The following is a 25,548-nucleotide window of genomic DNA, read 5'->3' on the forward strand; positions in this document are numbered from 1 at the left end:
TCATGCTCCGATCAGATCGGCCGGCAGATCCAGTGCAAGTAGCGCCCAAGCCCGGCGAAGCTTGGGTGACGACGGTGGGCGAGCTCCATCTCGAGCAAATCAATCAACTCGGCACGGGCCTGGAATTCCACCGGCATGTAATCGTGGAAAACCCGTATCCCGCTCTGGGTTTCGACCTGCCACAACCCTTCGAGTTGCGTGGCCAGTTCCCGTGGGTCCAGCGGCTGCTGCGGGGTCAGGCTCTGTTTTTCGCCGGCCATGTCGTTCCTGCGCATTTTCTTGAAATGGCCTTTGAGCAGGTTGCGATAGACCAGCGCATCACGGTTATAGAACGCCAGCGACAGCCAGCCACCGGGCTTGGTCAGTTGATGCAGCACCGGCAGGATCGCGTGGGGTTCGGCGAGCCATTCGAGCACCGCGTGGCAGATCACCACGTCATAGGGTTCGGTGAGTTGCCCGAGCAGTTCCTGCCACGGTGCCTGTATGAACGTCGCGGTCTGCCCGGACTCGGCGAAACGCTGACGCGCGCCTTCGAGCATCGGCTCGGCCGGCTCGGTAAAGGTCACCTCGTGCCCGCGCTCGGCCAGCCACAACGACATGTGGCCCAGGCCGCCACCGATGTCCAGCACCCGCAACGGACGATCCGGCAAGGTTTCGGCAAGATCGGCCTGCAACACCGCGAGGCGGATCGCGCCTTTGGCGCCGCCGTAGATTTTTTCGGCGAAACGGGTCGCCAACTGATCGAAATGACGGTCGCTCATCAGCTGAACCGCCGTTCGCTGTCGGCGAGCTTGCTGCGCACCACTTCATTCATGTCCAGCCCCAGTTCGCTGCACAGCAGCAACAGATAAAGGACGATGTCACCGACTTCCTGCCCGGCGTGGGCCAGTTTGTCGGCGGGCAGTTGCCGCGACTGGTCTTCGCTCAGCCACTGGAAGATTTCCACCAGCTCGGACATTTCCACACTGGCGGCCATCGCCAGGTTTTTCGGGCTGTGAAATTGCCGCCAGTCATTGCGGTCGCGAATGGCGTGCAGGCGTTCGGTCAGTTCAACAAGGTTCATCGGGTTCTCCTGAAGGCGTATAGCTTCGGGGGGATGCCGCGCGAAGGCAAGGGGCAGCCACCACCCGGCAAACCCTCTATGCTTGCAGGGAACTCGGCCGCCCCCGGCGCGGCCCAAGGCTCAGCTCTTTCATCAGGATGCAAACATGCAGGTAGAAAGCTTTTTCGAATGGCTGGGCCAGGCGCTCGGCTCGATCATCCGCTTCATCGTCGACGGCCTGAGCGGCCTGTTCAACGTGCTGAGCCATGCCGGCGGCAACTTCGTCGACGGGCTGGCGAAGGCCCTGGGCATGGACACTTCGATCATCAGCATCATCGCGCTGATTGTCGGGTTGATGCTGTTGTGGTCGGCGATCCGCGCGTTCATGAATGCATCGATCATTGCCGGGATCATCTGGCTGCTGCTGGGGTTGTGGCTGCTGAGCTGGATCATTCACTGACACCTCCCGCTACAATGCCGCTCCCCAAGGAGCCCGCATGTCCAACCTGATCGCCGACTGGCGCGACCGCCCGACCCATCGCCGGGTCTGGGCCCTCGCCGCCCCCATGATCCTTTCCAACATTTCCGTGCCGCTGGTGGCGCTGGTCGACAGCACTGTCATCGGCCACCTGCCTCACGCCCATCAGTTGGGCGCGGTAGCGGTGGGCGCGAGCCTGTACACCGTTCTGGCCTGGGCCATGGGCTTCCTGCGCATGGGCACCACCGGGTTTGCCGCGCAGGCGGCCGGGCGCAGCGATGGTGCGGCGCTGCGGCAGATCCTGCTGCAAGGTTTGTTGCTGGCGATGGGGCTGGCGTTGCTGCTGGGAGCGGTGGGGGTGCCGCTGAGCGGGGTCGCCCTGCACTTCATGCAGCCATCGCCGGAGCTCAATCAACTGACCCGCGACTTCTTCCACACCCGCCTGTTCGGGCTGCCGGCGGCGCTGGCCAGTTATGCGCTGGTCGGCTGGTTCCTCGGCACCCAGAACGCCCGGGCGCCGCTGGCGATTCTGCTGACCACCAACCTGATCAACATCGTGCTGAACCTGTGGTTCGTGATTGGTCTGGACTGGGGTGTGGTCGGTTCGGCCCGGGCCTCGGTGGTCGCCGAATGGTGTGGCGCCCTGCTCGGCCTGGCACTCACCCGCAAGGCCTTGCGCGCTTACCCCGGGCATATCGTCTGGGCGGCATTGAAGGTGTGGCAGAGCTGGCGGCCGCTGCTGGGGGTCAACCGCGACATTTTCATCCGCAGCCTGGCGTTGCAATCGGTGTTTTTCCTGATCACCGTACAAGGCGCACGGCTGGGTGACGCTACGGTCGCGGCCAATGCGCTGCTGCTCAACGGCCTGCTGCTGACCGCCCATGCGCTGGACGGCCTGGCCCACGCAGTCGAGGCCTTGTGCGGGCATGCCATTGGCGCCCGCGATCGCCTTGCGCTGCGTCGCTCGCTGGTGGTGGCCGGCGGCTGGTCGTTGCTGGCGAGCCTGGGTTTTGCTGCGTTGTTTCTGTTCGCCGGGCACTTGTTCATCGAAATGCAGACCGACATCCAGAGCGTGCGCGAAACCGCGTTCATCTATCTGCCCTATCTCGCCGTGCTGCCGTTGATTGCGGTGTGGAGCTACTTGCTGGACGGCCTGTTCATCGGCGCCACCCGTGCCCGGGAAATGCGCAATGGCATGCTGTTGACGGTCGCTCTGCTGCTGCCCTTCGCCTGGGTGCTGAGCGGGCTGGGCAATCACGGCCTGTGGATATCTTTCCTGCTGTTCATGGTGCTGCGCAGCCTGACCCTCGGCACATTGGCGTGGCGATTGCGGCGCAACGACGGCTGGTTTGCCGGCGCCACTCACTGAGACGGCGTGTGCCGGATAAAACCGACAACCTGATCCAGTACCGGCGCCAGCCAACGCATTGGTCGCGACAGAGTTGCCACCAGCGTCGCGTGGCTGGGCCGGGCATAGTACAAATCCTGCACCGGCACGCCGGCCTCGCGCAGTGTTCGCGCGAGCCCGCCGGTATTTCGGGTCGAATCGACCAGACTGTCGCGGCTCGCGGCAATCAACAGCGCCGGTGGCGCGCCGTGGCTGACATGCCGGATCGGCTGCGATTGCGGCGGAGAGTCCGGCCAGAAAAACACCGGGCGCACCTCAGGGTTCTTGATCGGCAAGAAATCGTAAGGCCCGGCCAGGCCGATCCAGCCACTCAGGTCGGCGGGGGACATTCCGACCGCGCCCAGCAGGCGCGAATCCAGCGCCAGCATCGATGCGTTGTAGGCCCCGGAGCTGTGTCCCATCAGGTACAGCCGCCGGGGATTGCCGGAAAACTCATGGATGTGGGCCTTGGTCCACGCAACGGCACGGGCTCCGTCCTCGAGAAACAACGGGTAACGCACCTGCGGGTACAACCGATAGTCCGCCACCACCGTCACGATGCCCCGGGAGGCCAGCGCCTCGCCGACAAACCGGTAATCACCACGGTCGCCACTGTTCCAGCTGCCGCCATAGAAAAACACCACCACCGGGGCGTCTTCGAGCAGATGGCGCGGCACGTAGACATCGAGCTTCTGACGCGGATCGTCTCCATAGGCAATGCTCGCGGTTTTGACGTAGCTACCGTCCGGTGTCAGGCCGTTGAGCATTTTCAGCGGCGAGCAACCACTGAGTATCAACAGCAAGAAACCGGCAAGGACCGCGCTAAACCAATGCCGTAAAGAGTGGGCCATGCGCGCGAAACCTCGTCTCAGGGTGAGTTGTTCTGCCAGCGGCGACGCAGATGTTCGAGCCGCTCTTGCTGGGTCAACCCTTGTGGCGGTTGCAGCAGTTCTGCGCGCGGATGCAGCAAGCGTAGCCATAACCAGTCGTCCAGCACCGTCCGTTCGCTGAATCCCAATGTCAGGCCTTGTTCAACGTGGGAGGACAGCGTGCGGTAATCGGTTCCCGTCGATTGGCTCCAGCGCCAGATGTGCTGTTCCAGCAGGCAGCGATGCAGGCGCTCGCGCTGAAGACGGGTCAGCCCCTGTTCAATCTCCAGTGGCTCTACGTCCAGGCCCGGGTTGCGCAGCTGCTGCCAGCCCAGACTGCCGCTCGCCCGATCGGCCCAGGTACCGCCGAACCAGCGCAGCCAGCTGACCGGCCCGAGCCAGCAGCTCAATTGACGCGCATCGCAGGCGTCGAAAAAGTAGCTGGCGGTCTGCCGGTCGTAGTAATTGAGCAGTGCACGATGGTTCAAGCCCACAGAAACCGTCAGCATCCGCTGCAAATGTGCACGCAGCGATTCGATCGTGGCATCGCTGCCCAGCAACAGCCCGCACCAGGTGTGCGGATCGGTGTGACACAACGCCGACAGCACCGGGCAATCGCGCAAATCGATCAACAACGGCCCTTGCTCGCATACGGGCTGAAACTCCGTACCGTCAAACAGCCGCAAACTCGGCAAGCCAGCGAACCCCTGGCGCAACACGCTCACCGCCTGCGGTGCATGCATGACATCCAGCAACAGCCATTGCGCACGCTGCCCCGGTGTCTTGGCGCTCATCGTCCATCGCCAGGGCTGAGTCCGGCGACCAGCCGGCAGCTGCAGACCGACTCCCGACAGTGCCGGTAGCTACCGCCACCCGGCATCAGGCACAACAGCAACAAAGGCTCGCGCGCACTCAGCCATGGTGCCAGTCCTTCACTGGCCAGGGTGTCGGGCAGCGGCGGCGGTTCATCATCCTCATCGCTCTCGGCGGTTGCCGTCGGCTGTAGAACACCACTGATCACCGGCTGCTCGGGATCGCCTTCGATAAAGCTCACGACCACCTCGACGCCTTCATGCAATGACGTCAATGCCGCGTCCGCCAACGCAGGTGCCAAAGGCAGCCAACAGTGGCTGGGCGTCGCGCCTTCGCCCTGATAGAGCCAGTCGAACTGCACCGCGACCGGGCGCGAGCGATCAGGCTGAGGTTCATCGACGGCCACCACCCAGGCCCGCTGCAGACTGCCCATGCTCAACACCGGGCGCTCGACGACCGGCCCGCATGCCTGCAGGCCGTCGACGGCGCGGAGCCGACAGCTGTAGGGCGGTTCAAGCATCTGATCGGCCCGGTGCTCGATTCGCGTCAGCAGCCAGTGCGTGTCGCACTCCGCAAACGGCCGTGGGGACAGATTCAGCCACCGACCGCTACGCAAGGTTGGTACGTCCGAATGCCCCTGCGCCGTTCGGGAACGCACGGCAGCTTCAGAGGCCCCACCGGCTTGCTCTCGAATCAGCCAGCGGCGCACCGCCGGTGCCGACGCGTGAGCATCGAATGGCACCTCCCCCGCTTGCGGCAACCGCGCCGGGTTGTCGCCAAACACCAGACAATGGCTCTCGCGCCCATGCTCGAAGTGATAGTGGATCCGCGACTGTGCGCACAAGCGCTGCACCAGTTGCAGATCCGATTCGCCGTATTGAGTGAAAAACGTGCGGGACGGATGATCGGCCTGTAATTCGAACCGGCGCTGGTGACCGCTGATGCCGTGCTCTCTGAGCACCTGATCGAGAATCTGCGGCACCGACCGGCCGCTGAAAATACGCTGGCTATGGCGCAGACCCAGACAACTCAGCTTCGGGCCCAGCCGGGCCCGGCACAACCGGGCGCCATGGCCATGCTCGTGCTGGACGAGACTCTGCAATTGTCCGTGCACCCCATTGCCATGAGGCCCGAAGCACAGGCGCGCCGAGCGATACAAAAGACCGGCAAGGTCGAGATGAGGATCGTCGATCAACAGATCGATTTCGAACGCAAAAGGCTCGCTGATCGCCTCGCAACCGGTAAAGGCCAGGACTTCGAGGGGGGCGGACAGACCCGCGACATCGAGACGAAACGACGACTCGTCGACTGGATCGAACATGGGCGATTCTCTACAGGAGGGGCGGCCGGGGATTCTCGCCGAGAGCCATGGCCGAGTAGAGAGCCGAAGTACAAATTAGGAAATGGCCTACGCGAAAAGCAGACGACATCACTTTTCTAGTGAGGATGAAGGCCATTTCGCTGGCAGAAAAAGAGAAGTCGCATCAGGTCATCTGAAACTTCCGCTGCATGCGGAACAATTTCAGACAACCTGATGGATTCGGAACCTGCCGTCAGGAAGACAGGTAGGAGGAACGGGTCAGCCCCAGGCGCAATGCATCGAGGAACTGGGTGCGCTCGCTGGCGCTGATGCGGGCACTGGCGCACTTGTCGCGGTAGTGGGTCATCAGCTCTTCCGGCGACAGGTGCACATAGCGCAGCATGTCTTCGATGGTGTCGTGGGTCTCGATCCCGGCGTGGTACACGCTGCCGTCGGCGTTCTGGTAGATGTTCACCGAGTCGGTGTCACCGAACAGGTTGTGCATGTCGCCGAGGATTTCCTGATAGGCGCCGACCAGGAACACGCCCAGCAGGTAGTCTTCACCTTCGTTCAGCCCGTGCACCGGCAGGCTGGTCTCGATGCTCTGCTCGTCGACGTACTGGTTGATCTTGCCGTCGGAGTCGCAGGTCAGATCCTGCAGTACCGCGCGACGCAGCGGCTCTTCGTCGAGACGGTGCAGCGGGATGATCGGCAGGACCTGATCGATCGCCCAGGTGTCCGGCAGGCTCTGGAATACCGAGAAGTTGCAGATGTACTTGTCGGCCAGCTTGTCGTTGAGTTCGTCCAGCACCTGCCGGTGCGAACGCTGACGGGCCTTCAGCGAGTTGTGCAGGCGACGGCACACGGCGAAGTAGCACTGCTCGGCCAGGGCTTTCTCGGCCAGGGTCAACTTGCCGTCAGCGTACTGGGCCGCCACGTCGCTCATGTAGTGAGTGGCGCGCCAGTAGGTTTCGGTGACCATTTCGATGTCGGTCGGGCCGAGCAGGTCAACCAGCCACTGCACGGTTTCCGGCAACGCTTCCTTGTTCTCGATCTGTGGCACGTCGTCGTTGTGTTTCTCGACGTCGGTCACCTGCACCACCAGCATCGCGTGGTGCGCGGTCAGCGAACGGCCGCTCTCGGAGAAAATGTGCGGATGCGGCAGGCTCTGCGCATCGCAGAATTCCTTGAGCATGCCGACCACGACACCGGCGTAGTCATCCATGTCGTAGTTGATCGAGCTGGCGTTGCGCGAGTGGGTACCGTCGTAGTCCACACCCAGACCGCCACCGACGTCGATGTGATCGACCGGCAGACCGAGGTTGCGCAGCTCGCCGTAATAACGGATCGCTTCCTTGAAGCCGTGCTGGTAGTCGGCCAGGTTGGCAATCTGCGAACCCATGTGGAAGTGCAGCAGACGGATGCCCTGATCCAGACCCGCTGCGCGGAAGCGCTCGACCACCGACAGCAGTTGCGCTGCCGACAGACCGAACTTGGATTTCTCGCCACCGGTGTCCGCCCACTTCGAGGAGGCCAGCGACGACAGGCGCACGCGCAGGCCGACCTGTGGCTTGACCCGCAGCGAGGCGGCTTCTTCGATCACCAGACCGACTTCGGATTCTTTCTCGATCACGATGAACACGTTGTGACCAAGCTTCTGGCCCATCAGCGCCAGACGGATGAACTCGCGGTCCTTGTAACCGTTGCAGACGATGGTGCCGCCCTTCGGCGCCAGCGCCAGCACCGCCAGCAGCTCAGGCTTGGAGCCGGCTTCCAGACCGATGGAGACGTTCTGGGTGGCGATAATGTTTTCGATTACCGCTTCCTGCTGGTTGACCTTGATCGGGTACAGCGCGGTGTACTTGCTCTGGTATTCCAGACGCTCGATGTTCGAGTCGAAAGCACCGGTCAGCTGACGCACGCGGTCTTGCAGGATGTCGGGGAAACGCACCAGCAGCGGCAACGACAGGCCGCTCTTGCGCAACTGGTCGACTTGTTCGAACAGGTCGATAGGCGAGCTGCTCGGGCCGTTCGGACGAACTTCGACGCGACCGGCGTCATTGATCGCGAAATACCCGGCCCCCCAATGGCGAATCCCGTAAACACTGCGGCTGTCCGCAACTGTCCATTGGCTGCCATCGTCTTTGCGTGTGCGTCGTACGGACATCGAAGTCCCCTATAAAGAAGTCATAGTGCGTCGCCTGATTGCAGGCCGGCGCAGTCTAAAGAATGAAAATGACGGTTCGTCAGCGGGGCGGTAGACCGCGCTGACAGCGTTGAGTTTAGAAACCGGTCATGAACAGGCTCTGTGAAAACCATGGAGACGACGCCGGGACTGATGACAATCAGAGCCGGATCAAGCCGCTGGTGGTTTTCACAGAGGCTGCTAGCCGCCGGACTTCTTCGCCTTGAAACCGTGCTTGACCAACTCGGCCAAGAGTAGCTCGACATGGTCGCCCTGGATCTCGATGACCCCGTCTTTCAACGCACCGCCGGTGCCGCAACGCTTCTTCAGCGTTGTCGCCAGCTCTTTGAGTGCGTCTTCGGCCAGGGGCACGCCGGTGATGGTGGTCACCGTCTTGCCGCCACGGCCCTTGCTCTCGCGGCGCACGCGGGCAATGCCGTCGCCGGCCGGGATCACGGTTTGTCTGCAGATACAGGCGTCCACCGGTTTACTGCATTCCGGGCAATGACGACCTGCGTCGGTGGAAAATACCAGGCCGCCCAGGGCGGCGAAGGATGCGGCTTTTTTGGCCACCGGCAATCCTCTCGGGAGGACAAAGACTGATCGCAGCCTTGGGCAAGGCTATCGACCGCGAAGCCCCACTCAGGCAGGGGCAGCGCTACTGCATCGGCTGCTCTTGTAAAGCAGGCCGGCACAGCTTGAAAAGGTCGCGCAGTGTAACGGCAAAAACGCCGATTGCTAAGTGCCAATCGGCGCCAATTTATGAGTTCTTTGCGACGTCGCTTTGTTGAGCTTTCAGATAGCGTTTCAGCGCGGCCAGAGAGTCCGGGCAATAAGGCTTTTGCTCGATTTCCAGCATCACCTGCTCGACCGGAATGAAGCGTGCTTCGAGCACCTCTTCCGGCTGCAGGATCAGCGGCCCGTCCCACACCGCCGAAAACGCCGAACACCACAGACGATTGCCGGGGTCCTCGAAGTAGAAATGGTCATGGGCCGTCAGTTCGACGCCGCTCACCCCCAACTCTTCTTCCAGCTCACGGGCCGCCGACTCGGCGTAGGTCTCGTTCGCCTGCACCATGCCGCCCGCCGCCACATCCCAGTAGCCGGGATAAATGGCTTTGCTCAGGGTCCGCCGATGGACACAGAGTTCACCGGCAGAGTTGAACAGCATGATGTAGGTGCCGCGCCCGATCAGCCCGCGCTCGCGCAGATCGGAACGGACAAGGGATCCGAGCAGGTTGTCCTGCTCGTCGACCCAGGCGATCTGTTCGGCGTCCGAGGCGGCGCGGTGGGCCGCCTCTCTGGCGTTGTCGCTCATGACTCAGCCTTGATTGAGCAGTTGACGAAGATCGATCACGGCGGCGTTGGCCCGGGAAATATAGTTGGCCATCACCAGCGAGTGGTTGGCCAGAATGCCGAAACCGCTGCCATTGAGAATCATCGGGCTCCAGACGGTTTCCTGGGAAGCCTCCAGCTCACGGATGATCTGACGCACGCTGACCGTGGCGTTCTTCTTCGCCAGCACGTCGGCGAAGTCGACTTCGATGGCACGCAACAGGTGCGACAGCGCCCAGGCCTGGCCACGGGCTTCATAGAACACGTTGTCGATCTGCATCCACGGAGTCTCGACGACTTCTTCGTCGACCTGCGGCACTTCACCCACCGCCGGGACTTCGGTTTTCAGCGCTGTATTCAGTTTGACGCGACCGACACTGGCCGACAGCCGTTGCGACAGCGAACCGAGACGCGTACCGACGTCACCCAGCCAGTTGTTCAGGTTGTCGGCGCGGGCGTAGAACAGCGCATTCTTTTGCGTCGGGTCAGACAGGCGTGCCTGATAACGGCTCAGGGAGTTGATGCCTTCCTGGTATTCCGATTCGCTGGACGGCAGGATCCAGCTCTTGTTGTCGAAGTTGAAGCGCGGCTCGGCCTTGGCCAGATCGGCGTCTTCAGCCGATTGCGACTGCGAACGGGCGAAGTCCTTGCGCAGGGCACGGGTCAGGTCGCGCACCTGGACCAGCACGCCGTATTCCCAGCTCGGCATGTTGTCCATCCACAGGCCCGGCGGGAAGCGGTCGTTGGAAATGTAGCCGCCCGGTTTGTTAAGCAAGGTGCCGGCGACGGTCTTGAGGGTTTCGACGGTGGTGTAGCCGACCACCATCTGCTTGCCTTCCTTCTCGGCAGCCAGCTGGGCGTTTTGCGCCACGGGGAACAGGGCCGGCTCTTCGCTCCAGTACCAGCCCAGGGCGATGGTCACCAACAGGTAAATACCGACCAGCGTGGCCAATGCACGGCTGAACAACAGGCCGCCCACATAGCTGCGGGCGGCGGATTTCGGCTCGGCGGCACGTTCGGGCGCACTGCCCGCGCGATTCTTCCAGTCCAGCATGGCGATATCCTTTCAAACTTGGGTTCAACGGTTCGACAGCAACCATACAACAACGTGCCTCGACCCGGCACCCACGATTGGGCATCGAATTGAAACAACCGGGCACTGCCGGTGAGCGAAAGGATAGACGCACGCTTCAGATGTTGAAGATCCTCATTGCAATCTGCCGGGCATCGTCCGCCATAAAAAGATGGGCAATGCCTACGGCATCGGTTCGGCGCTGGATGGGAACCCCGTCAACCGTTGCAATGTACGGCTGCTGTGCCAGGGGCTCGCCGGTCATGCTCTCGACCAGACGATAGATTCGCGGAATCCGGACTGGCTGGGGCGGAGGATTGTTCATCAGGTCGAGCACCGCCTGATCGAAGGCAACGTCGGCGACCGGCCAGTCGCCGTCCTCCGTGTCACCCGTGAGCAACAGCCATTCGCCTTGTTCGATCTGCTCCAGCACCTCGCTGTCCAGATCGACCACAAGGCCGGCCCGCAACTGATCCAGACCTTCAAGCGGTTGCCGGTCGAGCAACGCCTTGCATACCCGCTCCAGTGCCTGATCGACCGGATAAACCTGTCGGCGTTCGAGCGGGGTAACGTGTGATCGATGAATCAGCCTCATGCCTGGCCCTCGCTCTGCCATTCATCGGAGCCCATCGTCCGGCTGATCTCGTGCCGCCAGTAGATGCGTCGGTAGCTGAACTGGACCTTTTCCCGTTGCGTCAGGTGGGAAACGCCCGGGTCCTGACAATCCGGCATCAATACTTCGGCGCTGACGATCAGCGCGTCCTCCAGTTCTATCGTATAGAAGTGCTCCTGAGTGCCGTGGGCCGATGTGCGATACAACTCCACACGACACTTGCTCAGCAGCTCACCGGAACACATTGCGATCTGGATCAACGGCGAAGCCTTGTCGAGGGTTTTGGTGATGACCAGAGGCTTGTGCAGCCGTCGCCCGGCACCGGCGCCTCTGGGCACGACAATGCCATGACTCAGGGACTGAAGCATGATCTTGTCCTCGCGCCCGGTCTGATAGCTGTTGCCCACCGATGCTTCGGTGAAGGCGCCGGCGCTGATCAGGCCCTGGCGGCTGCCGTGGATGGTCATGAAGGCAGGGGTTGGCATGGGATCGCTCCTTTTTGCGGTTGAGGCGGGGGAAAGGGATGAGGTACTTCATCGACGTCTTCCATACCCTCGAATCGCCAAGGTTTGGTGAGTTCCAGGGTGATGAGATAGCGCTCCTGGTCGGGGTGTCTGGAATCGGCGAATCGTCCAATGAACAACATCACTTCGTACTGGTCGCCGGCCTTCCAGTAAGTGGTTCCAGTCCGTATCCCCGGTCTTAGATAGGCTCGCCACTCCGGGGTGTCCGCGATGGTGGGATGCAACGGGGTCCCCAGCGGCCTCCACCCTTTCGCGCACCATTGGGCTTGCAGTTCGAGAACGACCTTCAAGGCATCATCGATCAACAAGGGTTCGATCTGAGGAGACATACGAATATTACCGACCAAGTTGCCTTTGAACGTGAACGTAAAGAACCGCGCTGGCGGCGTTTCGAACCCGTACTGCGGATCGACAAATCGCAGGCGCGCATCTGTCCTGGAAGCGCCACCCCAAACGGGCCTGCCAACATGGCCCCATATAGCGAGGGGTGCGGTCGAATGGTCACGCATGTATTCATAGGTTCCACCTATGGACATGGCGATCACGGAGTCGCCCCACAATGGCTGCGTCAACTGGCGTGCGGCAGCCACGGCCAGAACACCACAAAGCATCAGCCATGCCCAACTGCGCCATCTGGACAGACAGGATCGCAAGCGCATCAAGCGTCCTCCCTGGCAGCGATTTCTCGGATGGATTGCGCCAGTGCGTCCCTGTTGTTGTCATTGAGCATTTGGTGAAAACGGTCTGCCGCCCGCAGGACAAACTCCATTCGCTGATCGATGTCGGACAGGTCCGCCATCGGGTCGCGGCCAAAATCGATGGTGCGACCGTCATCGACCCGCTGACACTGACTGGTGAGGGTCAGCTCAATGGCCTGAGCCACACCGGAAGGGAATCCAGTCACGTAGGAAAAATGGTTGCTACGCAGCAGCATTACCAATTGACGGTTTTCGTAGATGCTCGGCTGAAGAATGTTTTGCTGTTCGTGCCAGGCCAGATGCTGCACGCTTGAGGCAATTTTCCCCGCATCTATCGCTTCGAAGGCGTTCAGGATTTGCTCAAATGCTTGCCCAAAAGGAAGTGTTTCCTGGCCCACCGGCCAAATCACTGGAAACTTTGCATGCCCATGAATGCCTGCCCGTGTTTCCAAACACTTCTTCAACTCCGCCAACCCACGCACCGCATAAAACCGATGCAGCGGATAGACATCCAGAAACAACGTGGTATTGCCCATCGCCATCATGTCGTACACGTGGCGGTACTGTTGCTGCACCAACGACAGTTCTTCACCCGGTAAGCGCAGATCCAGCGCAGGCACGGGATTGCGGTTCCTTGCCTCTTCGTAGTCACTCAAGGCCTCGGTCTGCCCGGGCATTCTCGCCGGGGTCAGCAGTCCGGCCTCGCGGCGCCCGTCCCGCATTCGCTGCCGTGCCTCGTGTTCCTGACGAATCAGTTCGATGCTGTCGGCCGCATGCAGCAACCCGCAGCCCACCTGCTTCGATGCAAACGCTGCAAGACCTGCCCACTGGAATCGCGCGTCATGCAGCCACAGCCGGGCATAGGCGGAGTTGATCGCCCGGTTGCGTTGCACCGGATCGGCAATCAGCACGCCATCGGGGGCGACAACGGCTTCGGCTTCCTGCTGAAAGCGACGCCAGATGCACCGGCACGTCAGCACGGGTACCTCAGTCACCCGCCTCTTCTCGCCATACAACGTTTCTTCGTTGCATTTACAATCTGCAACCGGCCGGGTGCTGTGATTCAGACGTTGGTTATCGCTGGCGTGCTCGTTGAAACACTGGCTCATCTTCGGGGAATTTTTTGTAGGGGTTTCCCTGACCCTACCAGTCCGAAACTCTGTCGAAACCGGCCTGGAGAAAAATCAGAATGCCCTGACAGACGAAGACCGCCAGGCACAAGGAAGCCTCCTCAAAAGCCCTGGGAAACGTCCTGAAGAACCCTGTTCACGGGTAGTTGAGCGACGACAGAGTCCGAAATGAAACCAGACGGTCAGAAACTGAATAGTGACGTACCGCAGATTATTGACGTACGACACTCATGTAAGGGAAAAGAGGTGCTAGCATAGAGCCACCAGTCGATCTCAGCATGCACCCTAACTAGTAGTCAGGATATGACCGAGCCAGAAGACCCCAGCCGTGAGCGCCTCAAGCACCACTTTGCCCAGCGGGTAATTCATCAGGCACGTCAGATTCTTGAGATATGGCAGCGCCTGCAACGCAGTGAGTGGTCCACTGCCGACCTCGCCGAGCTGAGCGAGGCCAACCTGCGCCTGCTGCGTTTCGCCGAGCGCTTCGAACAGCCCGAGCACACCCAACTGGCTCACCACATCAGCCAGTCGCTGGAAGCGGTGGATGCCAATCGCGGGCGCCTGAGCAGCGGCCTGATCACCGACCTCAATCGTTTGATGCAGCGCTTGTCGCGCACTGGCCTGCGCCATGGCGATCAGCTCGACCAGACCTTTCTGCCGCCCCTGCGCAAGCCGATCTACGTGATGCTTCAGGATCACGACCGCGCCGAACGGCTGGCCAAACAACTGGAATTCTTCGGTCTCAGCGCCCAGGCGCTGGACAGCGTGTCGGCGTTTCGCTCCTCGATGGTCGAGCGTCTGCCGGCCGCCATTGTCATGGACGTGGACTTCAGCGGCGCCGGCGTTGGCCTGAAACTCGCGGCCGAAGCCCAGCAAGGTCTGGAAGAGCCATTGCCGCTGCTGTTCTTCAGCCTGCACGAAACCGACACCCCGACCCGCCTCGCCGCCGTGCGCGCCGGTGGTCAGGAATTCCTCACCGGCACCCTCGAAGCCTCGAGCCTGCTGGAAAAGATCGAAGTGCTGACCTGCGTCGCCCAGTACGAGCCTTATAAAGTGCTGATCATCGACGACTCCCGCGCCCAGGCGATGCACACCGAGCGCCTGCTCAACAGCGCAGGGATCGTCACCCGCACGCTGATCGAGCCGATTCAGGCGATGGCCGAGCTGGCGGACTTCCAGCCGGACCTGATCATTCTCGACATGTACATGCCGGCCTGCACCGGCACCGAACTGGCCAAGGTCATCCGTCACAACGACCGTTATGTCAGCGTGCCGATCATTTACCTGTCGGCCGAAGACGATCTGGACAAGCAGCTCGACGCCATGAGCGAGGGCGGTGACGACTTCCTGACCAAACCGATCAAGCCGCGCCACCTGATCACCACGGTACGCAACCGCGCGGCGCGGGCACGCAACCTCAAGGCGCGGATGGTGCGCGACAGCCTCACCGGCCTCTACAACCACACACACATCCTGCAACTGCTCGAAGACTGCTCGTTCCGCGCCCGTCGCGAAAACAAGCCGCTGAGTTTTGCGATGCTCGACATCGACCACTTCAAACGGGTCAACGACAGCCATGGCCATCCCATGGGCGACCGGGTGATCAAGAGCCTGGCGCTGTTCCTCAAGCAACGTCTGCGCAAGACCGATTTCATCGGCCGTTACGGCGGCGAAGAATTCGCCATCGTCATGCCCGACACCGATATAGAAGCTGCACACAAAGTGCTCGACGAAATCCGCCAGCGCTTCGCCGAAATCCATTACCCGGCCCAGCCGCAGGATCTGTGGTGCACGTTCAGCGCCGGGGTGGTGGAGATGCACGACGACTCCGACAGCCTGATGATGGCCAGCCAGGCCGACGAGGCGCTGTACCGCGCCAAGGGTGAAGGCCGCAATCGGGTGCAGACTGCGCGGGACTCAAAGCAAAGTGCCACTTTTTCACCGGAATCCACCGATTCGGTCATAACCCTGTAACAGAACCGCAATAAATTCAGGCGCTTACCATTACTGCCGTTGGTAGCCGTCATGCGCCTGAAGTTGCTCACCAATCTCAACACGCTGTTGCTGGTCGCCGTCTGCGTGGCCCTCGGCGCCACGCTGTGGTGGTCGCAGAAAGCCCTCGAACGCCCGTATCTGTTGATGGAGCGATACCTCGGGCTGTCCCAGCAATTTCAGAACGAAGTCGCGCGCAACGTCGAGGACTACCTCGGCAGCGGCGATGCCTTGCGTCTGAGCAGTGCCAGCCAGGCCATCGACAGCCTGCAGAAAGAACTCGGCGAGCTGCCACCGGCGCTGGCCGAAACGCTGCGCCCGAGCCTGTCGGGCCTCGAAGAATTCAGCAAGACCGACCTGCTCGCTGCCGGCAAACTGGCCGGTGATCCTCAGGCGTTGCTGCTGCAGGCGGAGCGCGAACTGAGTGCCAGCCTCGATCAGCTCAGCACTTATGCCGGCGGCAACGTGGCGTACCTGACACCGTTGCTCGCCGCCTCTCAGCACTTGGGCAAGCTGTCGCTGGCCCGGGACAAACTGGTCAGCAGCGGGCGCAGTGAACTGGCTGCCGATGTCGAACGCGAGGTCACCAACATCCGCACCCAGGCCCAGGCAATCGATGCCCTGCCCCTGCTCGGCGTGGTCACCAGCAGCGAATCCGGCAGCGACGATTTCGCCTCGATGATGGGTATCGAAAGCACTGAAAAGGCAGTCGCCGAAGACGCCGGCGTAGGCCTCAAACGCGACCTCAACAGTTTGCTCAATCGTTACCCGGCAGAGCTGGCACGCACCCGCGACCAGATCCAGAAACGCACCGACCTCAGCACAGCGACCCACCAGAAAATTGCTGCGGTGCAACAAGCCATCGCCGGACTCGAACCGGTGGTACGCGCCCAGCACGGCCAGATCCAGAGCGAAGTGCGCCTGATGCAAGGCGTGATGATCGGCCTGATCCTGTTGATCGCCCTGCTGATAGACACCCTTCAGCGACGCCTGGCCCGCACCCTGACCAACCTCGCCCCGGCGCTGTCGACCTGGGCTGAAGGCGACTTCAGCCGCGATATCCATCTGGGCAAGACCAACCGCGAATTGCACGACATCGAAGCCTCGCTCAATCGCCTGCGTGCCTATCTGGTGGATCTGGTCGGGACGATTCGCGGCAACGCCGAACAAGTGGCGGGCAGCAGCCGCACTCTGGCGGAACTGAGCAACGACTTGCACAGCGGCGCCGAACATCAGGCCGGTGATACAGCGCTGATCCGCGACTCACTCAGCGAACTGGAAGCAACCATCCAGCAAGTGGCCGGCGATGCACGTCAGGCTGCGGACGCCAGCCATCATGCGGGACAGGCTGTCGAACAGGGGCAAAAAGTCATCGGCCTGAGCCTCACCGGCCTGCATGCACTGGTAGAAGAAGTGCAAGGCAACGCGCAGATGATCGAGCATCTGGCGGAAGAGTCAGCGACCATCGGCGGCGTGTTGACGGTGATCCGTTCGATTGCCGATCAGACCAACCTGCTGGCGCTCAACGCGGCGATCGAGGCCGCCCGCGCCGGGGAAATGGGTCGTGGTTTTGCCGTGGTGGCCGAAGAAGTCCGCTCACTGGCGCAACGCACCGCCGGCGCGACAGCAGAAATCCAGACCTTGATCGCCGGCCTGCAAACCGCCGCCCGACAATCGGTCGAAGGCATGCGCGCCCAGGTCGAACACGCCGAAGCCACGGCCAATCAGGCGCAATCGGCGGACGGTGCGCTGGACAAGATCGTCGGCGCAATCCAGACCATTTCCGACACGGCAGTGCGCATTGCCGATGTCACCGCGCAGCAAAGCGGCGCGGTCAGCGAAATCCGCGATCACAGCGAACGGATTCACCAATTGGGTGGGGAAAATCTGCTGCGCATCGGTGAAGGACGCGAACAGGGGGAGAATCTGCTGGTATTGGGCGGGCAACTGCATACAGCGGTGCAGGCATTTCGCGTCTGATCGCGATTGTGCCGGGTTTGGCGGTGTGAATGACCGGATCTGATCACTCAGTCACATATTTCGCGCAAACATCGGAGATCGTGCTGGCTATTGCAGAGAACTGGACAGTCACAAAGTCTTTGCGGCATAGTCGCCGGGTTCTGACGAGGCTCACCCATAACAAGGAACACGCAGATGGCAACGCTACTGGTGCTGCACGGCCCCAACCTGAACCTGCTCGGCACCCGGGAACCCGGGACCTACGGGTCGACCACCCTGGCGCAGATCAATCAGGATCTGGAACGCCGCGCCCGCGAAGCCGGCCATCATCTGCTGCACCTGCAAAGCAATGCCGAGTACGAATTGATCGACCGCATCCATGCCGCGCGCAGCGAAGGCGTGGACTTCATTCTTATCAATCCGGCAGCTTTTACGCACACAAGTGTCGCATTACGTGACGCGCTGCTGGGAGTGAGCATCCCATTCATCGAAGTGCATTTGTCCAACGTGCACAAACGCGAACCTTTCCGCCATCACTCTTACTTCTCCGACGTAGCGGTGGGAGTGATCTGCGGCCTTGGCGCCAGCGGTTACCGACTGGCCCTGGAGGCTGCACTAGAGCAGCTTGAACAACAAGCTATACGCCCCTGACCGACCCTTGGGAGTTGATGATTCATGGATATCCGTAAAGTTAAGAAACTGATCGAATTGCTGGAAGAGTCCGGCATCGACGAGCTCGAGATCAAGGAAGGCGAAGAGTCCGTACGCATCAGCCGTAACAGCAAGACTCCGGCCCAGCAGTATTACGCACCGGCTCCAATGCAGGCTCCGGCCGCTGCACCTGCCGCCGCTGCCGCTCCGGTTGCCGCTGCAGCCGCTGCAGCCGCTGCACCAGCTGCCGCTGCTGCTCCAGCGCTGAACGGCACCGTTGCCCGTTCGCCGATGGTCGGCACCTTCTACCGCAAATCTTCGCCAACCTCGCCAGCCTTCGTTGAAGTCGGCCAGACCGTGAAGAAAGGCGACACCCTGTGCATCGTCGAAGCCATGAAGATGATGAACCACATCGAAGCTGAAACCAGCGGTGTGATCGAGTCCATCCTCGTCGAAGACGGCCAGCCGGTTGAGTACGACCAACCGCTGTTCACCATCGTTTGAACTGCGGAGAGCCTTTGATGACTGCGAAGTTGGAAAAAGTTCTGATCGCTAACCGCGGTGAGATCGCCCTGCGGATTCTGCGTGCCTGCAAAGAGATGGGCATCAAGACCGTCGCCGTTTACTCCAAGGCCGACAAAGAGCTGATGCACCTGGGTCTGGCAGACGAATCCGTCTGCATCGGCCCGGCTTCCGCTGCGCAATCCTACCTGCACATCCCGGCAATCATTGCGGCCGCTGAAGTGACTGGCGCTACCGCCATTCACCCAGGCTACGGTTTCCTCGCGGAAAACGCCGACTTTGCCGAGCAGGTCGAGAACTCCGGCTTCGCGTTCATCGGCCCGAAAGCCGAAACCATTCGCCTGATGGGCGACAAGGTATCGGCCAAGCACGCGATGATCGAAGCAGGCGTTCCAACCGTGCCTGGCTCCGACGGCCCGCTGCCGGAAGACGAAGAAACGGCGCTGCGCATCGGTCGTGAAGTCGGCTATCCGGTGATCATCAAGGCCGCCGGCGGCGGTGGTGGTCGCGGCATGCGCGTGGTGCACAAGGAAGAAGACCTGATCGCCTCGGCGAAACTGACCCGCTCCGAAGCTGGCGCGGCCTTCGGCAACCCGATGGTCTATCTGGAAAAATTCCTGACCAACCCGCGTCACGTCGAAGTGCAGGTTCTGTCCGATGGCCAGGGCAACGCCATCCATCTGGGCGACCGCGACTGCTCGCTGCAACGCCGCCACCAGAAGGTTCTCGAAGAAGCGCCGGCACCGGGCATCGACGAGAAAGCCCGCCAGGAAGTCTTCGCCCGCTGCGTTCAGGCGTGCATCGACATCGGCTACCGTGGCGCCGGCACCTTCGAGTTCCTGTACGAGAACGGTCGTTTCTACTTCATCGAAATGAACACCCGCGTTCAGGTGGAGCATCCGGTGTCGGAAATGGTCACCGGTGTCGACATCGTCAAGGAGATGCTCAGCATTGCCGCTGGCAACAAGCTGTCGATCCGTCAGGAAGACGTAGTCATCCGCGGTCACGCGCTGGAGTGCCGGATCAACGCCGAAGACCCGCGCACCTTCATGCCGAGCCCGGGCACGGTCAAGCATTTCCACGCTCCAGGCGGTAACGGCGTTCGCGTCGATTCGCACCTGTACAGCGGTTATGCGGTTCCGCCGAACTACGACTCGCTGATCGGCAAGCTGATCACTTACGGCGCCACCCGCGACGAAGCCATGGCCCGCATGCGCAATGCCCTGGACGAAATCGTGGTTGACGGGATCAAGACCAACATCCCGCTGCACCGTGATCTGACCCGCGACGAAGGCTTCTGCAAAGGGGGCGTGAACATTCACTACCTCGAGCACAAGCTGGCTGGCGACAAGCACTAAGCTCAAGCCCGCACATGACAAGGCCGCCTTCGGGCGGCCTTGTTGTTTCTGCAGGTTTCATCTGCTCACACATTCCCCGCTCCCACAAAACCGTCGCGCTCGCGTAAACTTGCGCGCTTCTCGCAGCCGCCAGGCTGCAATCAATCTTTTTCACAGGTGCCCGCCATGCCTTGGCTGCAAGTCCGTCTCGCCATCAGCCCAGAACAAGCCGAAACCTACGAAGACGCTTTCCTTGAAGTGGGCGCCGTTTCGGTGACCTTCATGGACGCCGAAGATCAGCCGATCTTCGAACCGGAACTCAATACCACCCCGCTGTGGGCGCACACCCACCTGCTGGCCCTGTTCGAGGGCGGCACCGAAGCCGCTCCGGTACTGGCCCATCTGGAACTGCTGACCGGCAGCCCGCTGCCCGAGCATCACAGCGAAGTGATCGAAGACCAGGACTGGGAACGCAGCTGGATGGACGGTTTCCAGCCGATGCAATTCGGCCAGCGCCTGTGGATCGTGCCGAGCTGGCACGCCGCGCCGCAACCTGACGCGGTCAACCTGCTGCTGGATCCGGGTCTGGCCTTCGGCACCGGCACCCACCCGACCACCGCCCTGTGCCTGGAATGGCTGGACGGTCAGGATCTGAAAGACTGCAACGTACTGGACTTCGGCTGCGGCTCGGGGATTCTGGCCATCGCCGCCCTGCTGCTCGGCGCGAAAGAAGCGGTCGGCACCGACATCGACGTGCAGGCGCTGGAAGCGTCCCGCGACAACGCCGCTCGCAACGGCATTGCCGACGAGCTGTTCCCGCTGTACCTGCCGGAGGATCTGCCACAGGTCAAAGCCGACGTGCTGGTAGCCAACATCCTGGCCGGCCCGCTGGTTTCCCTGGCACCGCAACTGTCTGGCCTGGTCAAGTCCGGCGGCCGTCTGGCGCTGTCCGGGATCCTTGCCGAACAGGGCGAAGAAGTCGCCGCCGCCTACGCGCAGGACTTCGATCTTGACCCGATCGCCAATCGCGACGGCTGGGTGCGCATCACTGGCCGTCGGCGCTAGAATGACCGCCTGCTCAATCCGGATCGCCGCATGACCGACAGCTTCGTCACCCAGTGCCCGCATTGCCAAACCAGTTTCCGCGTCAGCCACACTCAATTGAGCGTGGCCCGCGGGGTGGTTCGTTGCGGCTCCTGCCTGCAAGTGTTCAACGCAGCCAAGCAGTTGCTCGAACAACGCGCAGGCAAGGAAGCAGTCACGCCGGTAGCACCGGCCATTGTCGAACCGGCACCGGTTATCGAAGCGCCGGTCGTCGCCAGGGAACCCGAGCCAATCGAACCACCCGAACCTCGCGCCATCAGCCAGAAGCAGTGGAGCGCGGCCGAGCTCGATCTCGACAGCCTTGATCTGGACGAAGAACTGGCCCGCCTCGAGCAGCGGGAAATCCAGCCGACTACCGAATTCGGCCGCCCGCGCGAAGAATCTCTCAGCGCGCGTCGCGACAGTCACGAGCCGGAAGACGAACATTGGTCGGACAGCCTGTTCAGCGAACCGGCGGACGAGCGGACAGCCGAGCTTGAGCACGAAGCCGAAGTCGTCGACTTCGAACCGGCAAAACCGGAACGCACCGAGCCTTCGCTGTCGCTGGAACCGGTAGACCTCGATGACGAGCCTCCCATTCCGCAACTGCGCCTGCACGATCCGATCGATCCTTCTGCCCGCCATGAGCGTCTGTCGGCCAGCGAAGACATCGACGACGATCTGCCTGCAATCGAACCGCCACGCAAAAAGCGCGAACGTGACGAACCCGGCGTGCGCGTCGAGGTTCTGCAGGATCTGACCGACGATCCATTGCAACTGGACTGGCAAAAACGCCGCTCGCCCTGGGGCCGACGGCTGCTGTGGCTGGTGCTGGTATTACTGGCTGCCGCCGGCCTCGCCGGCCAGTACATCGCCTATCACTTCGACGAACTGGCCCGCCAGGACCAGTACCGCCCGTGGTTCCAGCAACTGTGCCCGCAAGTCGGCTGCAACGTGCCGTCCAAAGTCGATATCGCCAAGATCAAGAGCAGCAACCTGGTGGTGCGCAGCCACCCGGAATTCAGCGGTGCGCTGGTGGTGGACGCGATCATTTATAACCGCGCCCCGTTCTCGCAACCGTTTCCGCTGCTGGAGCTGCGCTTTGCCGACCTCAACGGTCACCTGATCGCCAGTCGCCGATTCAAACCCGGTGAATACCTCAACGGCGATCTTGAGGGTATGGCGGAAATGCCGCCGCAGACGCCCATCCACATCGCCCTCGACATCCTCGATCCAGGCCCGAAAGCGGTGAACTACAGTCTGAGTTTCCACTCCCCCGAGTGAAATACTTCACCGCTCCGGGATTGACGGCAGTTTTCTGACTTTGCCCTGCGCGACCAAACCGCAGGCAATAACGAAATGACTGTTCAGATTTTGTTCAATTCAGCCTTTATCCAGTCATCGAGAGCGGGTATCATGCCAACCCTTTTTCGAACTCTCATGATCCGGCCCCACTTCAGGGAAGTCCTATGTCGGCGGTACGCATCGGCCCATATACATTGCAGAACGGCTTGATCCTCGCCCCCATGGCGGGTGTCACCGACCAGCCCTTTCGTCAGTTGTGCAAGCGATTGGGCGCAGGGCTTGTAGTCTCGGAAATGGTCACCAGCGACATGAGCCTGTGGAACACCCGCAAGTCGCGCATGCGCATGATCCACGAAGGCGATCCCGAGCCACGCTCGGTGCAGATTGCCGGTGGCGATGCGCAGATGCTGGCGGATGCGGCCCGGGCCAACGTCGAACTGGGCGCACAGATTATCGACATCAACATGGGTTGCCCGGCGAAGAAGGTCTGCAACAAGGCCGCCGGCTCCGCGTTGTTGAAGGATGAAGCACTGGTTACCGAGATCCTGCACGCCGTAGTGGCTGCGGTTGATGTGCCGGTAACCCTGAAGATCCGCACCGGATGGGATCGCGACAACAAGAACGGCCTGACTGTGGCGAAGATCGCCGAGCAGGCCGGGATCACGGCGCTGGCGGTGCATGGCCGCACCCGCGCCGACCTGTACACCGGCGAGGCCGAGTACGACACCATTGCCGCGATCAAGCAGGCGGTGTCGATTCCGGTCTTTGCCAACGGCGACATCGTATCGCCGGAAAAGGCCCGCTACGTGCTCGACGCGACCGGTGCCGATGGCCTGTTGATCGGCCGGGCTGCCCAGGGGCGGCCGTGGATTTTTCGTGAGATCGAACACTTCCTGCGCACCGGTGAAAAACTGCCGGCGCCAGAGCTGTCCGAGGTGGAACGCATTCTGCTTGAGCATCTGGCTGCCCTCCACGCCTTTTATGGGGACGTGATGGGCGTACGCATTGCCCGAAAGCATGTGGGCTGGTATCTCGCAACCTTGCCGGGCGCCAAGGAGTTTCGCGCCCGTTTCAATCGTTTGGATGGTACGGAAACACAATGCGCCAACGTTCGGGAGTTCTTCGCCGAACGTTACAAGAGCCTGACAGGGGACGGAGAAGGGGTGGCCGCATGACGATGATGACCGAGACTTTAGTGAGTGGAACAACACCCGTGAGCGACAACGTGAATTTGAAACAGCACCTCAATACCCCGAGCGAAGAAGGCCAGACCCTTCGCGGGAGTGTCGAGAAGGCGCTGCACAATTATTTCGCCCACCTTGAGGGCGCAGCCGTCACGGACGTGTACAACCTGGTGCTCTCCGAAGTCGAGGCTCCCCTGCTCGAAAGCGTGATGAACTACGTCAAGGGCAACCAGACCAAGGCCAGCGAGCTGCTCGGACTCAACCGCGGCACGCTGCGCAAGAAACTCAAGCAGTACGATCTGCTGTAAGCATTCAATCCAACCAGAAAGGCGCCCGCGTAAAACCGGTCGCCTTTTTTGCTGACTTCCCTTGCTTTTGATGGAAATTGAGATGACCGACCAGACTACCCGCCTGCCGATCCGCCGCGCCTTGATCAGTGTTTCCGACAAGACCGGGATCCTCGAATTCGCCAGGGAGCTGGAAGCCCTGGGCGTGGAAATCCTTTCCACCGGCGGGACCTTCAAACTGCTGCAGGACAACGGCGTGGCCGCAGTGGAAGTCGCGGATTACACCGGTTTCGCAGAAATGATGGACGGTCGGGTGAAAACCCTGCACCCGAAAATCCACGGCGGGATCCTCGGTCGTCGCGGTATCGATGACGCGATCATGAACGAGCACGGCATCAAGCCGATCGATCTGGTAGCCGTCAACCTGTACCCGTTCGAAGCCACCATCAGCAAGCCAGGCTGCGACCTGCCGACCGCCATCGAGAACATCGACATCGGCGGCCCGACCATGGTCCGTTCGGCGGCGAAAAACCACAAAGATGTAGCCATCGTGGTGAATGCCAGCGATTACGCCAACGTCCTGGAAAACCTCAAGGCCGGCGGCCTGACCTACGCTCAGCGTTTCGACCTGATGCTCAAGGCGTTCGAACACACCGCTGCCTACGACGGCATGATCGCCAACTACATGGGCACCGTGAACCAGGCCGCCGAAACCCTGAGCACTGAAGGCCGCAGCGAATTCCCGCGCACCTTCAACAGCCAGTTCATCAAGGCCCAGGAAATGCGCTACGGCGAGAACCCGCACCAGAGCGCGGCGTTCTACGTGGAAGCCAAGCCCGCCGAAGTCGGTATCGCCACCGCCACCCAGCTGCAAGGCAAAGAGCTGTCGTACAACAACGTGGCCGACACCGACGCCGCGCTGGAATGCGTGAAGAGCTTCGTCAAACCGGCCTGCGTGATCGTCAAGCACGCCAACCCGTGCGGCGTGGCCGTAAGCCCGGACGCCGAAGGCGGCATCCGTCAGGCCTACGAACTGGCCTACGCCACCGACACCGAATCGGCATTCGGCGGCATCATCGCCTTCAACCGTGAGCTGGATGCCGAAACCGCCAAGGCGATCGTCGAGCGTCAGTTCGTTGAAGTGATCATCGCGCCAAGCGTCAGCGCAGAAGCCCGCGAAATCGTCGCTGCCAAGGCCAATGTGCGCCTGCTGGCCTGCGGCGAGTGGTCGGCGGATCGCGTTCCGGCCTGGGACTACAAGCGCGTCAACGGCGGTCTGTTGGTCCAGAGCCGCGACATCGGCATGATCGGCGCCGACGACCTGAAAGTGGTGACCAAGCGCGCCCCGACCGAACAGGAAATCAACGACCTGATCTTCGCCTGGAAAGTGGCCAAGTTCGTCAAATCCAACGCCATCGTCTACGCCAAGAACCGTCAGACCATCGGTGTCGGCGCCGGCCAGATGAGCCGCGTGAACTCGGCGCGTATCGCCGCGATCAAGGCTGAGCACGCCGGTCTGCAAGTGGCTGGTTCGGTGATGGCTTCGGACGCGTTCTTCCCGTTCCGCGACGGTCTGGACAATGCGGCCAAGGTCGGTATCACGGCGGTGATCCAGCCGGGTGGCTCGATGCGTGATGCTGAAGTGATTGCTGCTGCCGATGAAGCCGGCATCGCGATGGTATTCACCGGCATGCGCCACTTCCGTCACTGATACACAGATTCAAATGTGGGAGCGAGCCTGCTCGCGAATGCAATGTGCCAGCGACGTTGACGTTGACTGAC

The 25,548-nt window shown here is 61.6% G+C and carries 25 protein-coding genes; 12 read left to right on the top strand and 13 right to left on the bottom strand.

Annotated features, from left to right (window positions below; genetic code table 11):
- Window positions 1–11 precede the first annotated feature (11 nt).
- A complete protein-coding gene (locus tag DXT77_RS23395) occupies window positions 12–761 on the bottom strand; it encodes a methyltransferase (RefSeq protein ID WP_119429372.1) in 750 nt (249 codons plus the stop codon).
- On the bottom strand, window positions 761–1,063 hold the full coding sequence (locus tag DXT77_RS23400) for a MazG-like family protein (protein ID WP_017336358.1): 303 nt from the start codon (window positions 1,061–1,063) through the stop codon (window positions 761–763). The genes DXT77_RS23395 and DXT77_RS23400 overlap by 1 nt, the downstream gene beginning before the upstream one ends.
- Window positions 1,064–1,208: 145 nt before the next feature.
- Between DXT77_RS23400 and DXT77_RS23405 the strand changes: the two genes are divergently transcribed.
- Both DXT77_RS23405 and DXT77_RS23410 read left to right on the top strand, forming a co-directional pair.
- Window positions 1,209–1,502 (top strand): hypothetical protein, encoded by a 294-nt coding sequence (locus DXT77_RS23405; protein ID WP_085711241.1) that lies wholly within the window; start codon window positions 1,209–1,211, stop codon window positions 1,500–1,502.
- A gap of 37 nt (window positions 1,503–1,539) precedes the next feature.
- Window positions 1,540–2,889: an MATE family efflux transporter gene (locus DXT77_RS23410; protein WP_119429373.1), complete on the top strand. Its 1,350-nt coding sequence runs from the start codon at window positions 1,540–1,542 to the stop codon at window positions 2,887–2,889.
- Here DXT77_RS23410 and DXT77_RS23415 read toward each other — a convergent pair.
- The 11 genes from DXT77_RS23415 to DXT77_RS23465 form a co-directional block, all read right to left on the bottom strand.
- Complete coding sequence (locus DXT77_RS23415; protein WP_119429374.1) at window positions 2,883–3,758, bottom strand: alpha/beta hydrolase; 876 nt, start codon at window positions 3,756–3,758, stop codon at window positions 2,883–2,885. The genes DXT77_RS23410 and DXT77_RS23415 overlap by 7 nt on opposite strands.
- Window positions 3,759–3,775: 17 nt before the next feature.
- Entirely contained in the window at window positions 3,776–4,570 is a 795-nt protein-coding gene (locus DXT77_RS23420; protein WP_119429375.1) for a DUF4123 domain-containing protein, read from the bottom strand.
- On the bottom strand, window positions 4,567–5,910 hold the full coding sequence (locus DXT77_RS23425) for a type VI secretion system Vgr family protein (protein ID WP_119429376.1): 1,344 nt from the start codon (window positions 5,908–5,910) through the stop codon (window positions 4,567–4,569). The genes DXT77_RS23420 and DXT77_RS23425 overlap by 4 nt, the downstream gene beginning before the upstream one ends.
- Before the next feature lie 232 nt (window positions 5,911–6,142).
- On the bottom strand, window positions 6,143–8,056 hold the full coding sequence (gene speA, locus DXT77_RS23430) for an arginine decarboxylase (RefSeq protein ID WP_114881280.1): 1,914 nt from the start codon (window positions 8,054–8,056) through the stop codon (window positions 6,143–6,145).
- A gap of 219 nt (window positions 8,057–8,275) precedes the next feature.
- Window positions 8,276–8,647 carry a translation initiation factor Sui1 gene (locus tag DXT77_RS23435; protein ID WP_065260252.1) on the bottom strand — a complete coding sequence of 124 codons (372 nt, stop codon included), beginning with the start codon at window positions 8,645–8,647 and terminating at the stop codon, window positions 8,276–8,278.
- A gap of 187 nt (window positions 8,648–8,834) precedes the next feature.
- Window positions 8,835–9,392, bottom strand: coding sequence for an NUDIX hydrolase (locus DXT77_RS23440; protein WP_119429377.1), 558 nt, complete (start codon window positions 9,390–9,392; stop codon window positions 8,835–8,837).
- A gap of 3 nt (window positions 9,393–9,395) precedes the next feature.
- Window positions 9,396–10,463, bottom strand: coding sequence for a DUF2333 family protein (locus tag DXT77_RS23445; RefSeq protein ID WP_085711234.1), 1,068 nt, complete (start codon window positions 10,461–10,463; stop codon window positions 9,396–9,398).
- Window positions 10,464–10,599: 136 nt separating this feature from the next.
- Window positions 10,600–11,076: a hypothetical protein gene (locus tag DXT77_RS23450; protein ID WP_119429378.1), complete on the bottom strand. Its 477-nt coding sequence runs from the start codon at window positions 11,074–11,076 to the stop codon at window positions 10,600–10,602.
- Entirely contained in the window at window positions 11,073–11,579 is a 507-nt protein-coding gene (locus tag DXT77_RS23455) for an Hcp family type VI secretion system effector (RefSeq protein WP_119429379.1), read from the bottom strand. The genes DXT77_RS23450 and DXT77_RS23455 overlap by 4 nt, the downstream gene beginning before the upstream one ends.
- Window positions 11,558–12,277 carry a hypothetical protein gene (locus DXT77_RS23460; protein WP_119429380.1) on the bottom strand — a complete coding sequence of 240 codons (720 nt, stop codon included), beginning with the start codon at window positions 12,275–12,277 and terminating at the stop codon, window positions 11,558–11,560. The genes DXT77_RS23455 and DXT77_RS23460 overlap by 22 nt, the downstream gene beginning before the upstream one ends.
- Window positions 12,277–13,425 (bottom strand): DUF2515 family protein, encoded by a 1,149-nt coding sequence (locus tag DXT77_RS23465; RefSeq protein WP_119429381.1) that lies wholly within the window; start codon window positions 13,423–13,425, stop codon window positions 12,277–12,279. The genes DXT77_RS23460 and DXT77_RS23465 overlap by 1 nt, the downstream gene beginning before the upstream one ends.
- Before the next feature lie 324 nt (window positions 13,426–13,749).
- Here DXT77_RS23465 and gcbA point away from each other — a divergent pair, with 324 nt between their 5' ends.
- The 10 genes from gcbA (at window position 13,750) to purH (ending at window position 25,477) form a co-directional block, all read left to right on the top strand.
- Window positions 13,750–15,420 (top strand): diguanylate cyclase GcbA, encoded by a 1,671-nt coding sequence (gcbA, locus tag DXT77_RS23470; RefSeq protein WP_085711233.1) that lies wholly within the window; start codon window positions 13,750–13,752, stop codon window positions 15,418–15,420.
- Between the two features lie 954 nt (window positions 15,421–16,374).
- Window positions 16,375–17,418, top strand: coding sequence for a methyl-accepting chemotaxis protein (locus tag DXT77_RS30445; RefSeq protein WP_372238688.1), 1,044 nt, complete (start codon window positions 16,375–16,377; stop codon window positions 17,416–17,418).
- Window positions 17,419–17,592: 174 nt separating this feature from the next.
- Window positions 17,593–18,048 (top strand): type II 3-dehydroquinate dehydratase, encoded by a 456-nt coding sequence (aroQ, locus tag DXT77_RS23480; RefSeq protein ID WP_065260261.1) that lies wholly within the window; start codon window positions 17,593–17,595, stop codon window positions 18,046–18,048.
- Between the two features lie 24 nt (window positions 18,049–18,072).
- Window positions 18,073–18,552 (top strand): acetyl-CoA carboxylase biotin carboxyl carrier protein, encoded by a 480-nt coding sequence (gene accB / locus DXT77_RS23485; protein WP_119429383.1) that lies wholly within the window; start codon window positions 18,073–18,075, stop codon window positions 18,550–18,552.
- Window positions 18,553–18,569: 17 nt separating this feature from the next.
- Window positions 18,570–19,928, top strand: coding sequence for an acetyl-CoA carboxylase biotin carboxylase subunit (accC, locus tag DXT77_RS23490; protein WP_119429384.1), 1,359 nt, complete (start codon window positions 18,570–18,572; stop codon window positions 19,926–19,928).
- Window positions 19,929–20,093: 165 nt separating this feature from the next.
- The gene (gene prmA, locus DXT77_RS23495; protein ID WP_119429385.1) at window positions 20,094–20,972 is read left to right on the top strand and encodes a 50S ribosomal protein L11 methyltransferase; all 879 of its coding nucleotides are present in this window, start codon (window positions 20,094–20,096) and stop codon (window positions 20,970–20,972) included.
- Window positions 20,973–21,002: 30 nt separating this feature from the next.
- Window positions 21,003–22,274 carry a DUF3426 domain-containing protein gene (locus tag DXT77_RS23500; protein ID WP_119429386.1) on the top strand — a complete coding sequence of 424 codons (1,272 nt, stop codon included), beginning with the start codon at window positions 21,003–21,005 and terminating at the stop codon, window positions 22,272–22,274.
- A gap of 185 nt (window positions 22,275–22,459) precedes the next feature.
- Window positions 22,460–23,470: a tRNA dihydrouridine synthase DusB gene (dusB, locus tag DXT77_RS23505; protein ID WP_085711228.1), complete on the top strand. Its 1,011-nt coding sequence runs from the start codon at window positions 22,460–22,462 to the stop codon at window positions 23,468–23,470.
- Entirely contained in the window at window positions 23,467–23,787 is a 321-nt protein-coding gene (gene fis, locus DXT77_RS23510) for a DNA-binding transcriptional regulator Fis (protein ID WP_003186237.1), read from the top strand. The genes dusB and fis overlap by 4 nt, the downstream gene beginning before the upstream one ends.
- A gap of 82 nt (window positions 23,788–23,869) precedes the next feature.
- On the top strand, window positions 23,870–25,477 hold the full coding sequence (purH, locus tag DXT77_RS23515) for a bifunctional phosphoribosylaminoimidazolecarboxamide formyltransferase/IMP cyclohydrolase (RefSeq protein WP_119429387.1): 1,608 nt from the start codon (window positions 23,870–23,872) through the stop codon (window positions 25,475–25,477).
- The last annotated feature ends 71 nt before the right edge of the window (window positions 25,478–25,548 follow it).

It is taken from the genome of Pseudomonas sp. 91RF, assembly GCF_003576265.1.
GTDB lineage: Bacteria > Pseudomonadota > Gammaproteobacteria > Pseudomonadales > Pseudomonadaceae > Aquipseudomonas > Aquipseudomonas kribbensis.

Coding starts and splice junctions, on each gene's coding strand:
- DXT77_RS23450 (WP_119429378.1), bottom strand. CDS start 11,076: ATGAGGCTGATTCATCGATCACACGTTACCCCGCTCGAACGCCGACAG.
- DXT77_RS23400 (WP_017336358.1), bottom strand. CDS start 1,063: ATGAACCTTGTTGAACTGACCGAACGCCTGCACGCCATTCGCGACCGC.
- DXT77_RS23410 (WP_119429373.1), top strand. CDS start 1,540: ATGTCCAACCTGATCGCCGACTGGCGCGACCGCCCGACCCATCGCCGG.
- accB (WP_119429383.1), top strand. CDS start 18,073: ATGGATATCCGTAAAGTTAAGAAACTGATCGAATTGCTGGAAGAGTCC.
- gcbA (WP_085711233.1), top strand. CDS start 13,750: ATGACCGAGCCAGAAGACCCCAGCCGTGAGCGCCTCAAGCACCACTTT.
- DXT77_RS30445 (WP_372238688.1), top strand. CDS start 16,375: ATGATCGGCCTGATCCTGTTGATCGCCCTGCTGATAGACACCCTTCAG.
- DXT77_RS23405 (WP_085711241.1), top strand. CDS start 1,209: ATGCAGGTAGAAAGCTTTTTCGAATGGCTGGGCCAGGCGCTCGGCTCG.
- fis (WP_003186237.1), top strand. CDS start 23,467: ATGACGATGATGACCGAGACTTTAGTGAGTGGAACAACACCCGTGAGC.
- DXT77_RS23440 (WP_119429377.1), bottom strand. CDS start 9,392: ATGAGCGACAACGCCAGAGAGGCGGCCCACCGCGCCGCCTCGGACGCC.
- DXT77_RS23455 (WP_119429379.1), bottom strand. CDS start 11,579: ATGCCAACCCCTGCCTTCATGACCATCCACGGCAGCCGCCAGGGCCTG.
- DXT77_RS23500 (WP_119429386.1), top strand. CDS start 21,003: ATGACCGACAGCTTCGTCACCCAGTGCCCGCATTGCCAAACCAGTTTC.
- dusB (WP_085711228.1), top strand. CDS start 22,460: ATGTCGGCGGTACGCATCGGCCCATATACATTGCAGAACGGCTTGATC.
- DXT77_RS23460 (WP_119429380.1), bottom strand. CDS start 12,277: ATGCGCTTGCGATCCTGTCTGTCCAGATGGCGCAGTTGGGCATGGCTG.
- purH (WP_119429387.1), top strand. CDS start 23,870: ATGACCGACCAGACTACCCGCCTGCCGATCCGCCGCGCCTTGATCAGT.
- prmA (WP_119429385.1), top strand. CDS start 20,094: ATGCCTTGGCTGCAAGTCCGTCTCGCCATCAGCCCAGAACAAGCCGAA.
- DXT77_RS23395 (WP_119429372.1), bottom strand. CDS start 761: ATGAGCGACCGTCATTTCGATCAGTTGGCGACCCGTTTCGCCGAAAAA.
- speA (WP_114881280.1), bottom strand. CDS start 8,056: ATGTCCGTACGACGCACACGCAAAGACGATGGCAGCCAATGGACAGTT.
- DXT77_RS23445 (WP_085711234.1), bottom strand. CDS start 10,463: ATGCTGGACTGGAAGAATCGCGCGGGCAGTGCGCCCGAACGTGCCGCC.
- DXT77_RS23415 (WP_119429374.1), bottom strand. CDS start 3,758: ATGGCCCACTCTTTACGGCATTGGTTTAGCGCGGTCCTTGCCGGTTTC.
- DXT77_RS23420 (WP_119429375.1), bottom strand. CDS start 4,570: ATGAGCGCCAAGACACCGGGGCAGCGTGCGCAATGGCTGTTGCTGGAT.
- accC (WP_119429384.1), top strand. CDS start 18,570: ATGACTGCGAAGTTGGAAAAAGTTCTGATCGCTAACCGCGGTGAGATC.
- DXT77_RS23465 (WP_119429381.1), bottom strand. CDS start 13,425: ATGAGCCAGTGTTTCAACGAGCACGCCAGCGATAACCAACGTCTGAAT.
- DXT77_RS23425 (WP_119429376.1), bottom strand. CDS start 5,910: ATGTTCGATCCAGTCGACGAGTCGTCGTTTCGTCTCGATGTCGCGGGT.
- aroQ (WP_065260261.1), top strand. CDS start 17,593: ATGGCAACGCTACTGGTGCTGCACGGCCCCAACCTGAACCTGCTCGGC.